Source organism: Bacteroides sp. 2201st1_D9_2201SCRN_220225 (assembly GCF_040928965.1).
Lineage (GTDB): Bacteria > Bacteroidota > Bacteroidia > Bacteroidales > Bacteroidaceae > Bacteroides > Bacteroides stercoris.
Genome location: NZ_JBCODG010000016.1, coordinates 1 through 15,967, shown reverse-complemented (window position 1 = coordinate 15,967; position 15,967 = coordinate 1). Strand labels below are relative to the sequence as shown.

Below are 15,967 nucleotides of genomic sequence, written 5' to 3'. Positions count from 1 at the left end.
GCCTTCCATCCTGCCGCTTTACCACTCTGTATTTCCTTTTTTGCATATCTCAAACATTTTCACTACTTTTGTGTTAATATTAAATCCCCCCAACTTTATCAAACTCAAATACCAAAATCGGCTAATATGAAAAAGCATTTCTTTTTCTTTCTTTTCCTTATATCATCCTTTCTGGCTGCCGCTCAGACATATAACTACATCGGCGTAGAGGATGGTTTGAGCAACAGGCGGGTATATGCGATTCAAAAAGGGCCTAAAGGTTACATGTGGTTCCTCACGCACGACGGCATCGACCGTTATAACGGAAAGGAATTCAAGCACTATAAACTCATGGACGGCGAAGATGAAATCAACTCCATGATGAACCTCAACTGGCTGTATTCGGATTCGCAGGGAAGGCTATGGGAAATAGGCAAGCAAGGACGCGTGTTCTGTTATGAAAGCAAGCACGACCGTTTCCAACTGGTATATAAATTGCCCAAAAGCGAGACGGAAGGCCTGCACACTCCCGTCAGCTATGGATTTATCGATGATAATAATATAATATGGCTCTGCAACCAAAGAAACATTTACCTATATAACAGCCTGACAAAAGCAACCGTTGTCATAAAGAATGAAATCAACGAAAGCATTACCGACATCGAGCAGATAGACGAGACCCACTATTTTATAGGCACGGATGTAGGCGTGCATTATGCCGAACTGAAAAACAATGTGCTTGCGCTAAGCCCTTGCGAGAAACTGGATACGCTAAGACTGCAAATCAACGAGCTGTTCTTTCATAAAGGCAGCCGCAAAATCTTTATCGGAACCTTTCAAAGAGGTATCTATGTATACGATCTGAACCTTCATAAGGCGTTCCACATCAAATCCGGCCTGATAGATGTCAGCATCAACCGTATCTGTACTTTCGGTGAAAAAGACATATTGATAGCGACAGACGGTGCAGGTGTCTACAAGATGGATGTGGACACTTACCGGTCCGAACCGTACATCGTGGCCGACTTCAACCGATATAACGCCATGAACGGCAATACAATCTACGACATATACGTGGATAACGAGCAACGCATCTGGATGGCGAACTATCCTATCGGCATTACCGTACGCAACAACCGGTACAGCGATTACAAATGGATAAAGCATTCCATCGGCAACAAACAGTCCCTCATCAACGATCAGGTAAACGCCGTTATGGAAGACGAAGAGGGCGACCTATGGTATGCCACCAACAACGGCATCAGCCTGTATGAGCATCGTACCCAACAATGGCATTCGTTCTTGAGCGTCTACGATAAGGAGCAGAAGAACCAGAGCCATACATTCATGTCTCTGTGCGAGGTCAGTCCCGGCATTATCTGGGTAGGCGGCTACAGTTCCGGCATCTACCAGATAGATAAGAAAAAGCGTTCTGTCAGCTTTTTCACGCCCGCCTTGTTCGGCGGCGCAACGATTCGTCCCGACAAGTACATCCGTTCCATTACCAAAGACAGAGACGGTTATATCTGGTCGGGGGGATACTACAACCTGAAAAGAATAGACCTGAAACATAAAAACATTGAATCGATACCCGGGCTGGAAGTCATAACGGACATCAAGGAGCGGGACGAAAAATACATGTGGATAGGTACAGCCAACGGCTTATACCTGCTGGAGAAAGCAACCGGCAAATACCGGTACATAACGCTGCCGGTAGAGTCCTCCTATATATACTCCCTGTATCAGGCCCCCAACGGACTGCTGTATATCGGCACAAACAATTCCGGTCTGCTGATTTACGACCCTGCCAGGCAGAACTTTGAACACTATCATAAAGATAACTGCGCACTTATCTCCAACAATATCTATACAATTCTGTCAGACGGAAAAGATGATATTCTCTTAAGTACGGAATACGGACTGAGCGGTTTCTACCTCAAAGAAAAAAGATTCCATAACTGGACCAAAGAACAGGGACTGCATTCCGACCATTTCAATGCCAATTCCGGAACACTGCGCAAGAACGGGAATGCCATTTTCGGAAGTACCGACGGAGCCATAGAATTTCCAAGAGACATGGTATTGCCCCGCGAGTACAGTTCGCGCATGATATTCAGCGATTTGCGCGTTTTCTACCAAACAGTATACCCCAAAGACGAAGGTTCTCCTTTGGTTTTGGATATCGACGAAACCAAAAGCCTGAAACTGAAATACAGCCAGAATATATTTTCGCTTCAGGTATCGTCCATCAATTATGACTATCCTTCCCTCATCCTGTATTCGTGGAAACTGGAAGGATTCTATGACGGCTGGAGCCGTCCGGGAGAGGAAAATGTCATCCGGTTCACCAATCTGAATCCCGGCCATTACACCCTGCGTGTCCGCGCCATATCCAGTGAAGACCGGCGTATGGTCTTGGAAGAGCGCAGCATAGATATTATTGTCGAGCAACCCATCTGGCTCAGCATATGGGCATTATTACTGTATGCGCTTATCCTTGTTGCGATTGCAAGCATCGCATTGCGCATAATCGTATTGCGCAAGCAACGAAAGATATCCGATGACAAGATCCGTTTCTTTGTCAACACCGCGCATGACATCCGTACTCCGCTGACGCTCATCAAAGCACCGTTGGAGGAACTCTCCGACCGTGAGAAACTAAGCAAGGAAGGAACGGACAACCTCAGCACGGCGCTTCGCAACGTCAACGCCCTGCTACGTCTCACAACCAACCTCATAAACTTTGAACGCGCGGATACCTATTCGAACAATTTCTACGTATCCGAATACGAACTGGGAGCTTATATGACCGACATTGTTAATGTTTTCCGTTCATACGCTTCCGTAAAGCACATCGACCTGACTTACGAAAGCAACTTCCGCTATCTGAATGTCTGGCTGGATAAGGATAAGATGGACTCCATTTTGAAGAATATCATATCCAATGCACTGAAATACACGCCCGAAGGCGGAAGCGTGCATGTCTATGCTTACGAAACGGAAGATACCTGGAACGTGGAAGTCAGTGACACAGGTATCGGCATTCCACTGGACGAGCAGAAAAAGCTGTTCAAGATGCACTTCCGCGGCAGCAATGCCATCAATTCCAAAGTAACCGGCAGCGGCATCGGACTGCTTCTTGTATGGAAACTCGTGCATATGCATAAAGGAAAGCTCAACTTCACCAGCACCGAAGGAAAAGGCTCCTGCATCAAAGTATCTTTCCCTAAAGGCGAGAAACGCTACCGCAAGGCCATACACCGTCCTGCTCCCACCAAAGAGCAGGAACAGAACAATGAACCGGAACAAATCACCTCTCCGGAAAAGGGAACTCCGGACACCCCCGCCGTCAACACGCCCATAGAGGGTTACGAACATGCCCAACAGCAAACTCAGGATGCCGGTAACCGCCAGAAGATACTGATAGTAGAGGATAACGACGAACTGAGGGAATACCTGCGGCGTACGCTGGCGGAGAACTACCATGTACAAGTATGTTCCAACGGAAAATCGGCGCTTTGTATCGTGAAGGAGTATTTCCCCGACCTGATTATCTCGGACATCATGATGCCCGAAATGCGGGGTGATGAATTGTGCCAGAAAGTGAAGAATGACATTGATACCTCGCACATCCCCGTTATCCTGCTTACGGCCCTCAATACGGACAAAAACATCATCGACGGGCTGCAAACCGGAGCGGATGAATACGTCGTGAAACCGTTTAACATCGGAATCCTGCGCGCCACCATTGCCAATCTGCTTGCCAACCGTGCCTTATTGCGCCACAGATACGGCAATCTGGAGCTGAACGATGATACCCACAACACGGAATGCATCAACTGTTCTACGGATTTGGACTGGAAATTCATTGCCAGCATCAAGAAGAATGTAGAGGACAACATGGACAATCCGAGCTTCACGATTGATGTGCTTTGCACCCTGCTCAACATGAGCCGTACCAGTTTCTACAACAAGTTAAAGGCACTGACCGACCAGGCTCCGGGAGATTATGTACGGTTGATACGCCTGAAACGTGCCATGCAACTGCTGAAGGAACAAAAGTACACCATCACCGAAGTTGCCGAAATGACCGGTTTCAGCGATGCCAAATACTTCCGTGAAGTCTTTAAGAAACACTTTAATATCAGTCCGAGCCAATATGCAAAAGAAGAAGGAAATATTGGAGAGGGCAAACAATAAACCGAATTACAGCATTACACATGATATGACGAATATATATACCGAAGCATTTTCCATTTTCTTTAAAATCGGAGCATTCACCATTGGCGGCGGCTATGCCATGGTTCCATTGATTGAGGACGAAATCGTAACGAAACGCCGGTGGATAGCCAAAGAGGATTTTATAGATCTGCTTGCCATCGCCCAGTCGGCACCGGGCATCCTTGCGGTCAACATATCCATATTCATAGGCTACCGCCTGCGTGGAATACGGGGAAGCATCGTTACCGCCCTGGGAACGATACTGCCCTCTTTCCTCATTATCCTTGCCATAGCCTTGTTTTTCCATAACTTCAAAGACAATGTCTACGTAGAGCGTATCTTCAAGGGTATCCGTCCGGCAGTTGTAGCACTGATAGCCGCTCCGACTTTCAGTATGGCCAAATCCGCCAAAATCAACCGCTACACGATATGGATTCCTGTTGTCTCGGCTCTGCTTATCTGGTTATTGGGCTTCTCCCCCATCTGGATTATCATTGCTGCCGGTATAGGCGGATACCTGTTCGGAAGGCTGCGCTTCCCGAAAACCAACAGTTAAAAATTAAACAAAACCACCCCACTTATCGCTAATCACTAACCACTAATCACTACATCATGCTTTTCCTCCATCTATTCTACACATTCTTTAAAATCGGCCTGTTCGGTTTTGGCGGCGGATACGCCATGCTGTCCATGATACAAGGTGAGGTAGTCACCCGTTACGGCTGGCTCACACCACAGGAGTTTACCGACATCGTAGCAATCAGCCAGATGACTCCCGGTCCTATCGGCATCAATTCGGCAACCTATGTAGGCTATTCCACGATAGCCGAACAATACGGCACGAGCATGGGAGTGCTTGGGTCTTGCATAGCCACTTTCGCCGTAGTGCTGCCTTCGTTCATCCTGATGCTCACCATCAGCAAATTCTTTCTGAAATATCAGAAGCACCCGGCAGTAGAAGCCGTATTCAGCGGACTTCGCCCGGCGGTAGTAGGACTGCTGGCATCGGCTGCGCTGGTGCTGATGAACACGGAGAACTTCAGTTCGCCTCAGGAAGATATGTACTCTTTCATCATCAGTATCATCATCTTCCTTGCAGCTTTCATCGGAACAAGAAAATATAAGGTCAACCCCATACTGATGATTATAGTATGCGGAATAGCAGGGCTGATACTTTATTGATAGTTTGCAGTTGATTCCTACAGCTTCACTTTCTTGCTTACAGACTTGGATTCGTTGTGCAGGCGGTCGAGCGCCGTAACTACATAACGGTACTTCGTCTTGCCATCCTCATAAGGCAACTTATAGAAAGTATTGCGCGTAACAGCCACAATGTGCGAAGGGTCGTCGATGTCCACCTTCTCTTTCGAAGCAAAACGGTAGACAACATACTGTACCGGACGGTTCATTTCATCCTTGAACTTCGGAGCAGTCCAGAAAAGGATGTAACCGTCGGCAGTCCACACCGGTTTTACCTTGCGCACCTTATCCGGGGCTTCATTGTCCATAAAGTCAAATACGGGTGGCAAAGCCGGATACTTATGGTACTCGGCAACCAGCGCATCGCGGTATTTGCCGGCATTCTCCACTACTGCGCTGGCAGGCCATTGGCAACTGCCGCCGATTGTCTGATATGCCCGCTGCAAAGCCATCTTGCGGGGAAGCTGATTGACGGACGGATTCTTCGGGTCGGCATTCTGTACCGTATTCATTACAGACTGTCCGATAAACAAAGGACGGTTCTCCGTATGCTTTGCCCACCACTTCACCAAAGTTTCATAGTCGGCAGCCGGATGTCCTATCTGCCAATACACTTGCGGTATGTTATAATCAATCCAGCCTTTGCGTGCCCACAGAAGTACGTCGGCATACAAATCATCATAATTCTGCAAACCGTTTGTGGCGCTGCCCAGCGGGTCGCTGCTCTGATTGCGGTAGATACCGAAAGGACTCACGCCGAACTTCACCCAGGGTTTCAGTCCGCGAACCGTCTCATGTATTTTCTGAATGAGAATATTCACATTACTGCGGCGCCAGTCCGCCTTATTGCTGAAACCGCCGCCATAGCGTGCAAAGCTGGCATCATCCGGGAAATCCTTTCCCTTGATAGGATAGGGATAGAAATAATCGTCCATGTGAATGGCATCCACATCATAGCGCGACACGATGTCGGTTATCACCTTACAGATATGATTGCGGCTTTCGGGAAGCGCAGGGTCGAAGTAAAGCTGGTCGCCATACGTCACGAACCACTCCGGATGCGAATTATAAATATGGATAGGCGAAAGCTCGTTCTTCAACGAAGTCTTTACCCGATACGGATTAATCCAGGCATGAAACTCCATGCTCCGCTTGTGGCACTCCTCAATCATAAACTGCATAGGGTCCCAATAAGGTTCCGGGGCTTTGCCCTGCACACCTGTCAGGAAACGGCTCCACGGTTCGTACTGCGAAGCATACAACGCATCGGCTTCGGGACGCACCTGAAAAATAATGGCATTGATACCTGCACCTTGCAGGGAGTTCAACTGATTTATCAAGATTTGCTTCAACCGGTCGGTCGGTATGCCACGGAACTGTCCGTTTACCGCCTGAATCCATGCAGCACGAAATTCACGTTTAGGATGTGCAGATGTGGATACGAACTGTGCCTGTACAGCCAGTGAAAGGCAGCAGAAAGCCAGTAACAAGAGGAGATTTCTCACTTTCATTTTATTCTTTTTAAATATTGTGTCGCAAAGATAATGATTATCTTTGCAACTCAATTCATTTTCAATCGTCTTATGGCAAAAAATACATCTATCATCATAAAGGGGGCACGCGTCAATAATCTGAAAAATATTGATGTGGAAATTCCCCGCAACAAACTGGTCGTCATAACCGGACTGTCCGGTTCCGGCAAGTCCTCGCTCGCATTCGATACACTCTATGCCGAGGGGCAACGGCGCTATGTGGAAAGCCTCAGCAGTTACGCCCGCCAGTTTTTGGGACGTATGAGTAAGCCCGAATGCGATTTCATCAAGGGTATCCCCCCTGCCATTGCCATTGAGCAGAAAGTAAGCAGCCGCAATCCCCGTTCCACCGTAGGCACTTCTACCGAAATCTACGAATACCTGCGCCTGCTCTATGCCCGTGTGGGACGGACTTTCAGTCCGGTCAGCGGACAGGAGGTAAAGAAACACTCCACCGAGGACATCGTGAACTGCATGCTCCGGCAACCTGAGGGAACACGCTATACCGTGCTCACCCCGATATTGCTCCGCGAAGGACGTACTTTGCAGCAGCAACTGGAAATAGACTTGAAGCAAGGGTTCAACCGACTGGAAGTGAACGGAGAAATGGTGCGCATTGACGAGTATCAGCCTAAAGACGGTGACACCGTATTCCTATTGGTAGACCGCATGACGGTTTCCGGCGAGAAAGATGCCGTCAGCCGCCTCACCGACTCCGCCGAAACCGCCATGTACGAGGGTGACGGAGCCTGCCTGCTGCGTTTCTACCAACCGGACGGCACTACCAGCCTGTACCGTTTCAGTACCAAGTTCGAGGCGGACGGCATTACGTTTGAAGAGCCCAACGACCAGATGTTCTCGTTCAACTCCCCCATCGGCGCATGTCCGGAATGCGAAGGCTTCGGACGTGTCGTGGGCATCGACGAACATCTCGTCATCCCCAACCGCTCCCTTTCCGTATACGACGGCGCCGTGGTGTGCTGGCGCGGCGAGAAAATGGGCGAATGGAAAGACATGGTGATACGCGGTGCGGAGAAAGCCGGCTTCCCCATTTTCACTCCCTACTACCAGTTGACAGACGAACAGCGCCGCATGCTGTGGGACGGAACCCGCTACTTCGAGGGTATCAATGCTTTCTTTAAAATGTTGCAGGAAAACCAGTACAAGATACAATACCGCGTTATGCTGGCGCGTTATCGCGGCAAAACCCTTTGTCCCAAATGCCACGGTACAAGGCTGAAGCCCGAAGCCGGTTATGTACGGGTGGGCGGACGCAGCATCTCCGAACTGGTAGACCTGCCCATTACCGAACTGAAAGTGTTCTTCGACAACCTGAAGCTGGACAAGCATGATGCCGACATTGCCCGCCGCATCCTTATAGAAATCAACAACCGCATCCGCTTCCTGCTGGATGTAGGTTTGGGATACCTCACCCTGAACCGCCTCAGCAATTCGCTGTCCGGCGGTGAAAGCCAGCGTATCAATCTGGCAACTTCCCTGGGAAGCAGTCTTGTGGGCAGTCTCTACATTCTGGACGAACCGAGTATCGGACTTCACAGCCGCGACACGGACAAGCTGATACACGTCTTGCGCCAACTGCAACAGTTGGGCAATACGGTGGTCGTGGTGGAACATGACGAAGAAATCATCCGGGCCGCCGATTATATCATCGACATCGGTCCCAAGGCCGGACGTCGGGGCGGCGAGGTTGTCTACCAGGGAGACATGAAAGATTTGCAAAAAGACAGCAACAGCTACACCGTGCGTTATCTTCTGGGCGAGGAAACCATTCCCGTGCCCGAAAGCCGTCGCCCGTGGAATCAGTATATTGAAATCACAGGCGCCCGCGAGAACAATCTGAAAGGCGTGGACGTACGCTTTCCGCTCAATGTAATGACCGTAGTCACCGGCGTATCGGGTTCCGGTAAAAGCACACTGGTGCGCGATATCTTCTTCCGCGCCCTCAAACGCGAACTGGACGAATGCACCGACCGACCGGGCGAGTTTGCCTCTATCAGCGGAGACCTGCGAAATCTGCGCAACGTAGAGTTTGTAGACCAGAACCCTATCGGCAAGTCCTCGCGTTCCAACCCCGTAACCTACATAAAGGCCTACGACGAAATACGCAAACTTTGGGCAGAGCAACCCCTCGCCAAACAAATGGGCTATACCGCCGGCCATTTCAGCTTCAACAGTGAAGGCGGCCGTTGCGAGGAGTGCAAGGGCGAAGGAACCATCACCGTAGAGATGCAGTTCATGGCGGACCTTGTGCTGGAGTGCGAATCCTGCCACGGCAAACGCTTCAAGGCAGATACGCTGGAAGTGAAATTCCATGATGTCAATATCTACGATGTACTGGAAATGACCGTTAACCAAGCCATTGAATTCTTCACCGCACACGGACAGAAGAAAATCGTAAAGCGCCTGCAACCGCTGCAAGATGTGGGGCTGGGATATATCAAACTCGGCCAGTCGTCCTCTACCCTCTCCGGCGGTGAGAACCAGCGCGTAAAATTGGCCTACTACCTCAGTATGGAGAAAGCCGACCCTACGCTATTCATCTTCGACGAGCCTACCACCGGCCTGCACTTCCACGACATCCGCAAACTGCTGGAAGCCTTTGATGCACTGATACGCCGCGGCCATTCCATCGTTATCATCGAGCATAATATGGACGTAGTGAAGTGTGCCGACCATGTTATAGACCTTGGCCCCGAAGGCGGAGACAAAGGCGGTTATATCGTGGCAACCGGTACACCGGAAGAAGTGGCGGCATGTGCGGCAAGCTACACAGGGCAGTTCCTAAGAGAAAAACTACAATAACCAAACGTACAATTCCGTCAGAAACATCCCGTAAGATAGATTAATCCGTCTTACGGGATGTTTTTTCATCTCACGAAACAAAAAATCGTCTCCTAAGACGAAACAAACCATCTTAGGAGACGAAATCAGATATTGTGCAAAAAGAGCTTTTTCTTTTTTAGAAGTAGAAACCGAATCCCACTTTCAGACCGAACTCCGAACGGTCTTTATTTATATCCCAATAAACGGCAGGCTCGATAGTGACCGTACGCGACAGGAAGAAAGCATAACCGCCCTCCATGCCGAAGCCGAAACGGGTTTTATCGCCACCGTCCCAGTTGTAACGGTTCAAGTTTACATCAGCTCCCAGAAATACGCCAATTTTGTTGAAATAGTAACGTCCGCCCACACCCAACGTATAGACATCCGTTCCGCCGCCTTGCCATGTAGCGCCGGCATCCAGCAGCAAAGCCACGTTATCGATTAAAAAAGCACCGCCCTTGACCTCAAGACCGAAATGAGCCTTATCCGTTTCCGTATTGTAGGAAAAATTAAGTCCGGTAACGGAAGGGTTGACGAACCACTTTCCTTTTTCAAACTGCGCGTGGGCAGCCACTGTGCCAATAAGCAGGCATACGATCAATGCAAGTCTTCTCATCTTGTTTTCGTTTTTAAGTGAATAATTATTTTCGTTCTATTTTATCTTCTTCACGGCGCTTACGCTGCAACTCCTCTTTTTTGCGCAGCACCAGCCACAACGCCAGTACGATGACATACGAAGCGATTACGGTTACATATTTCTCCGTATTGCTGATTTCCGTATTGCGCGGCAGGAAATACGCCGCAGTGGCAGAAACATAAATAAGCAGGGCTACGGTCAGCCCGGTAGATTTCTTGAGTTTCTTCATCGGTTTAAGAGTTTTTTAGTCTGTTTGTCTTTTCTTCCATAGCACGAACCATACCAAAGCTATCGCCACACCGGCTGCTCCTATGCCGTAGGATGCCGGATGCGACAGGCCGAAACCTTCGGGCGCTATACAGATATACGTTGTACAGACGCAGGTCATGAAAAGGGCAGGTATCAGCGTCAGGAAATACAACTTCCTCGCACGCACCAGATACACTGTGACAGCCCATAGGGTAAAGACAGACAAGGTCTGGTTGGCCCATGCAAAGTAACGCCATATCATATCGAAACCGTCCTTATCGCGCAGGCTATACAGCAACAGTCCGATAGCAGCCAAAAACATCGGAATGCAGATATATAAACGGCGGCGCATCGTTTTTTGTTCCATCCCCAGGAAATCTGCAACGATAAGCCGTGCCGAACGGAAAGCGGTATCGCCGCTGGTAATGGGGGCTGCAATCACACCCAGTATAGCCAGTACGCCTCCGATTGTTCCCAACCAGTCTTTCGTAATGGCATCCACAATGACGGCGGCATTCGTCTCCGCCATTCTGTTTTCATGGAAGAAGCAAGTAGCGGCGGCAGCCCAGATAAGGGCCACGATGCCTTCGGTAATCATGGCTCCGTAGAATATGGGACGTCCATGGCGCTCGCTCGTCATGCAGCGTGCCATCAAGGGGCTTTGCGTGGCATGAAAACCGCTGATAGCCCCGCACGCGATACTGACAAACATAATGGGAAATACAGGCAGCGCCGAAGCGTTGGGATGGGTATTCTGCAATCCGTCCCATACTTCCGGCAATGCCGGATGCTTCACGTAGAGCATAACCAAAATGCCCACCGCCATAAACAGCAGCGCAATGGCAAACAGCGGATATATCTTGCCGATAATCTTATCCACCGGCAGCAAGGTGGCAAGTATATAATAGATAAAGACCACCACAATCCAGAAAACAGTGTCCAGCGTTTCCGGCGTCAGGCTGGCAAGCAGTCCGGCAGGGCCTGCCACAAACACGGCTCCCACAAGTATCATCAGGACAACGGTAAATCCGCGCATCACCTGCTTGGTAGTCACGCCCAGATAACGGCCTATAATCTCCGGCAGGCTCTCGCCCCCGTTGCGCAACGAAAGCATTCCTGCAAAATAGTCGTGCACCGCTCCGGCAAAAATACTTCCGAACACTATCCACAGATAGGATGCCGAACCGAATTTCGCTCCCATGATTGCACCGAAGATAGGTCCCAGGCCTGCGATATTCAGGAACTGTATCATAAAGATTTTCCACGTAGGCAGCGGGATATAGTCCACCCCGTCGGCTTTGGTAATAGCAGGAGTCTTGCGGTCGTCCGGTCCGAATACGTGTTCTATAAAGCGTCCGTAGATGAAATAACCTGCAACCAACGCCAGCAGGCAGAGCGTAAATGTAATCATGGCGTGCTAATGTTTAATATACAGCAAGTGTTAATAATGTATTTTATGTATGCAAATGTAACGGTTTCTAACTAAACTACGCAATTTTATCAGGTGATTTACGTATCTTCGCCGTGAAATATAACAGAAATAAAGAAGTAAAAAGGAATTTGTTTCACCGTAGAGGAGAAATCATCATTTACCGAAAACAAGACAGCAACATGAAGAAATCAAGCCTTATACTATTATATATCTTCTGTCTTCTTCCCCTTGCCGCCCAGCGGCCGCCCAAGCACGAGGTACGTGCCGCATGGGTCACCGCCGTCTACGGACTGGATTGGCCCCGCACCCGCGCCACCACGCCCGAGAGCATCCGCAAGCAGCAGGACGAACTCGTAGAGATACTGGACAAACTGAAAGCCGCCAACTTCAACACCGTACTGTTTCAGACCCGTACGCGGGGCGATGTGCTCTACAAATCGTCCATCGAGCCTTATAACTCCATCCTGACAGGAAAAACCGACGGCAACCCCGGCTACGACCCGCTTGCCTTTGCCGTAGCCGAATGCCACAAACGCGGTATGGAATGCCACGCCTGGATGGTGACCATTCCTTTAGGCAACCGCAAGCATGTCGCCGCCCTCGGCAAGGCATCGGTCACCAAACGCAAACCCGCTATCTGCGTACCTTATAAACGCGAGTATTTCCTCAATCCCGGACATCCGCAGACCAAAGAATACCTGATGAGCCTTGTCCGCGAAGTCGTGGAACGTTACGATGTGGACGGCGTGCATTTCGATTACCTGCGCTACCCCGAACATGCCCTGCGCTTCTCCGACAGCTATACCTATAAGAAGTACGGCAACGGACGCGACCTCGCGCAATGGCGGCGTGACAATATCACGGAAATAGTCCGTTATCTCTATAAAGGCGTCAAGGCGCTGAAGCCCTGGGTAAAGGTGAGCACCTGCCCCGTGGGTAAGTACCGCGACACCGCCCGCTATCCGTCGCGCGGCTGGAATGCGTTCCACACCGTCTATCAGGACGTACAAGGCTGGCTGGGCGAAGGCATACAGGACCAGATATATCCTATGATGTACTTCCGCGGCAACGGCTTCTATCCTTTCGCCCTCGACTGGCAGGAGCAAAGCAACGGCCGGCAGATTATTCCCGGACTGGGCATCTACTTCCTCGACCCCGGCGAAGGCAACTGGACTGTGGACGAAGTGGAACGGCAGATAAACTTCACCCGTGCACACGGCCTGGCGGGCGAAGGCCACTACCGCGTGAAGTACCTTATGGACAATACGCAGGGGTTGTATGACATACTTCAAGAGAACTACTATACCGCCCCCGCCATGCAACCCGCCATGCCGTGGATAGACAATGTGCCGCCAACCGCCCCCACGCAACTCAACGTCGGGAAGCTGGCCGACGGATACTGGAAAATCACCTGGCAAGCCGCCACTGACAACGATAAACGGAATGCGCCGACCTATGTAGTCTACGGTTCCGATACGTATCCCGTAGATACCGCCAACCCGGAAAATATACTGGCGCAACGCATACAGGGAACCGAATACATATATGCCCCTATCCGCCCCTGGAACACCCGGAAATACTTTGCAGTTACCGCCGTAGACCGTTGCGGCAACGAAAGTCCCATCTGCCAATAGGAAACACAAAGGCAATGCGTTTATAGTCAAAAGGATGCATGTACCAAAAGAATTCCTCATTTGGTACGTCTCGTACCTGACTGTGGTACGACGTGTTTCTTACCATGGTAGGACGTGTACCTTAGTAAGGTACTTGACGTACCAAGCGGCAGGTACATCAGGTACCAGCCACTTGAAATATGCATCAACAGCAAGAATCATATCCGGACATACGCTCTGTAACAGCTTTTACCCGTAACGGGCACTAACGGCAAATAACCGGAAGCAAGTCTGCCCTGCTCCACCATTAACGGATAATCGTGCATATCCTGTTCGTGCCGTGCACGCAATGTTTCATTATCGGGAACGTATTCAACAGCAAAACATCCCTTACTGCCGGGAGCCACAAACCTGTCGTAAAACAAGCGGGCTACAACACCCATATTCATACGCATATTTATCTCCACGCAAGGATGTACACGATATCCGTTCTCCTTGTCTGACCGGCAAACCATCATATCCACTCCCAGATAACCGGTATACGTGTTCCCATAGATTGAGGCCAATTCCGCACGCAGCGCTTCGCGTATACCCGTCAACTTCTCAAGGGGCAGACAGCATGCGATACTTTCCTCTATCTGTCCGTCCGATGCAAGCAGATTGCCCGTATAGGCGCCATGCTCATTGGTGGAGAACACGGAATAGCCCGCAAAGCGCACTTCGCCCTGTCCGTCCGAATAGAACTCAAGGGCAAAATCCTTCACCTTATTATATATGGGTTCTGCCGTAAGACACCCCTGCTCTCTCAAAACCCGTTCACACCAATTGGAGACGGGCTTCGTAAACCCATGCAGACACCAGTTCAGCCCCTTTCCGCTACCCGACCAGGGTACTTTGAGCAGGCAGGCGTGCATTGCATTCACCGTGCGTTCACAATCCGCAATATTGTTTAGGAGCGTATGTTCGCCGCAGGTGCATTCGGGATAGCGGTCCGTCATGCGCCGGGTCACCGCCACAGCCTGCAGACGGGAAGAGAGCAGCCTGTATTCCGCAAGAAGCCGGGGAGAAGGCAGTCTGTCTTCACGAACTCCCCCTTTCAGAAAGAACCTGCGGATGGCAGGATTCCAGCCCCACGGCACAATTCGGGCTTCGGCATAATCGGGCAACTCAGGCTCGGTGACCAGTTGCACCTGCAACCCGAAGAGTTCCCGCATCCGCTTCAAGAAATCCGCATTGTAAGCGGAAGGCGCCAGTACCGCACTGCCCGGAGCGGCATACCATATCGGCAGCAAAGCCATGTCCTGCGCCATACGGCGGGCGGAAGCCGGGGCTATGTAGTTCGCTTCGTTATTGGCAAGCGCAAGGTCTGAATCCGGATTGAAAAGATATAGTTCCATCGATTATAGTTCATAATTATTCGGAACTGCAAACTTACAGAGAAAAAGAACAGCATACAAATATATAAAACTTAACTATGAAATAAGATATTTTGCTATCTCTACTTTGCAATTCTATAAAAAAGGCGTATATTTGTCGCCCGATAAACCGAATTTAAAGCATGGAAGCATTTTACCGAACACACGCTTATCTGGTAGAGCATACAAATGCCCCCGTTCGCCGCGACCTCATGGATGAGATTGACTGGAACGACCGTCTTATCGGTATCAAAGGCACCCGAGGCGTAGGCAAGACCACATTCCTGCTGCAATATGCCAAAGAGAAATTCGGTACCGACCGCTCCTGCCTCTTTATCAACATGAACAACTTTTACTTCTCCGGTCACAGCCTGGTGGACTTCGCTTACGAATTCCAGCGCCGCGGCGGAAAGGTATTGTTGATAGACCAGGTGTTCAAGCACCCCGACTGGAGCAAGGAGCTGCGCCTGTGCTACGACCGTTTTCCCAATCTGAAGATTGTATTCACCGGCTCGTCCGTGATGCGCCTGAAAGAGGAAAATCTGGAGTTGCGCGACATTGCGAAAAGTTATAACCTGCGCGGTTTCTCCTTCCGTGAGTATCTGAACCTGCAGACCGACATGAAGTTCCACGCCTACTCACTGGAAGAAATCCTGAGCAACCACGAACAGATAGCCAAAGGCATTCTGTCCAAAGTACGCCCGCTGGACTATTTTCAAGACTATATGCACCACGGCTTCTACCCCTTTTTCCTCGAGAAGCGCAATTTCTCGGAGAATCTGCTGAAGACGATGAACATGATGGTGGAAGTGGACATCCTGCTCATCAAACAAATAGAGCTGAAA

Annotated in this window: 11 protein-coding genes; 6 read left to right on the top strand and 5 right to left on the bottom strand. The window is 50.0% G+C overall.

The annotated features are described in order from the left end of the window. Positions 1 to 126: 126 nt before the first annotated feature. The 3 genes from AB5903_RS07140 to AB5903_RS07130 are packed head-to-tail and all read left to right on the top strand — an operon-like array spanning position 127 to position 5,382. Positions 127 to 4,179: a response regulator gene (locus AB5903_RS07140; protein ID WP_005657720.1), complete on the top strand. Its 4,053-nt coding sequence runs from the start codon at positions 127 to 129 to the stop codon at positions 4,177 to 4,179. A gap of 25 nt (positions 4,180 to 4,204) precedes the next feature. Continuing rightward, positions 4,205 to 4,756, top strand: a complete 552-nt coding sequence (locus AB5903_RS07135) for a chromate transporter (protein ID WP_034535926.1) — start codon at positions 4,205 to 4,207, stop codon at positions 4,754 to 4,756. A gap of 56 nt (positions 4,757 to 4,812) precedes the next feature. Continuing rightward, entirely contained in the window at positions 4,813 to 5,382 is a 570-nt protein-coding gene (locus tag AB5903_RS07130; protein ID WP_005657727.1) for a chromate transporter, read from the top strand. Between the two features lie 17 nt (positions 5,383 to 5,399). On the opposite strand, the gene AB5903_RS07125 is transcribed toward AB5903_RS07130, so the two are convergent. Next, positions 5,400 to 6,911 carry a glycoside hydrolase family 10 protein gene (locus tag AB5903_RS07125; RefSeq protein WP_016661450.1) on the bottom strand — a complete coding sequence of 504 codons (1,512 nt, stop codon included), beginning with the start codon at positions 6,909 to 6,911 and terminating at the stop codon, positions 5,400 to 5,402. A 72-nt stretch (positions 6,912 to 6,983) separates the two neighbouring features. Between AB5903_RS07125 and uvrA the strand changes: the two genes are divergently transcribed. Further along, a complete protein-coding gene (uvrA, locus tag AB5903_RS07120) occupies positions 6,984 to 9,755 on the top strand; it encodes an excinuclease ABC subunit UvrA (RefSeq protein WP_368117715.1) in 2,772 nt (923 codons plus the stop codon). A 157-nt stretch (positions 9,756 to 9,912) separates the two neighbouring features. On the opposite strand, the gene AB5903_RS07115 is transcribed toward uvrA, so the two are convergent. The 3 genes from AB5903_RS07115 to AB5903_RS07105 are packed head-to-tail and all read right to left on the bottom strand — an operon-like array spanning position 9,913 to position 12,073. Next, positions 9,913 to 10,392, bottom strand: coding sequence for a hypothetical protein (locus tag AB5903_RS07115; protein WP_005657737.1), 480 nt, complete (start codon positions 10,390 to 10,392; stop codon positions 9,913 to 9,915). Positions 10,393 to 10,417: 25 nt separating this feature from the next. Then, positions 10,418 to 10,642: a hypothetical protein gene (locus AB5903_RS07110; protein WP_005657740.1), complete on the bottom strand. Its 225-nt coding sequence runs from the start codon at positions 10,640 to 10,642 to the stop codon at positions 10,418 to 10,420. A 15-nt stretch (positions 10,643 to 10,657) separates the two neighbouring features. After that, positions 10,658 to 12,073 carry a carbon starvation protein A gene (locus AB5903_RS07105; RefSeq protein WP_368117714.1) on the bottom strand — a complete coding sequence of 472 codons (1,416 nt, stop codon included), beginning with the start codon at positions 12,071 to 12,073 and terminating at the stop codon, positions 10,658 to 10,660. Positions 12,074 to 12,273: 200 nt separating this feature from the next. On the opposite strand from AB5903_RS07105, the gene AB5903_RS07100 reads away from it, so the two are divergent. After that, positions 12,274 to 13,728 (top strand): glycoside hydrolase family 10 protein, encoded by a 1,455-nt coding sequence (locus AB5903_RS07100; RefSeq protein WP_050759570.1) that lies wholly within the window; start codon positions 12,274 to 12,276, stop codon positions 13,726 to 13,728. Between the two features lie 197 nt (positions 13,729 to 13,925). Here AB5903_RS07100 and AB5903_RS07095 read toward each other — a convergent pair whose 3' ends face one another. Further along, complete coding sequence (locus tag AB5903_RS07095) at positions 13,926 to 15,104, bottom strand: hypothetical protein (RefSeq protein WP_005657745.1); 1,179 nt, start codon at positions 15,102 to 15,104, stop codon at positions 13,926 to 13,928. Between the two features lie 161 nt (positions 15,105 to 15,265). Here AB5903_RS07095 and AB5903_RS07090 point away from each other — a divergent pair. Continuing rightward, positions 15,266 to 15,967 (top strand): AAA family ATPase (locus AB5903_RS07090; RefSeq protein WP_368117713.1); only part of this gene is annotated, 702 nt, incomplete at its 3' end.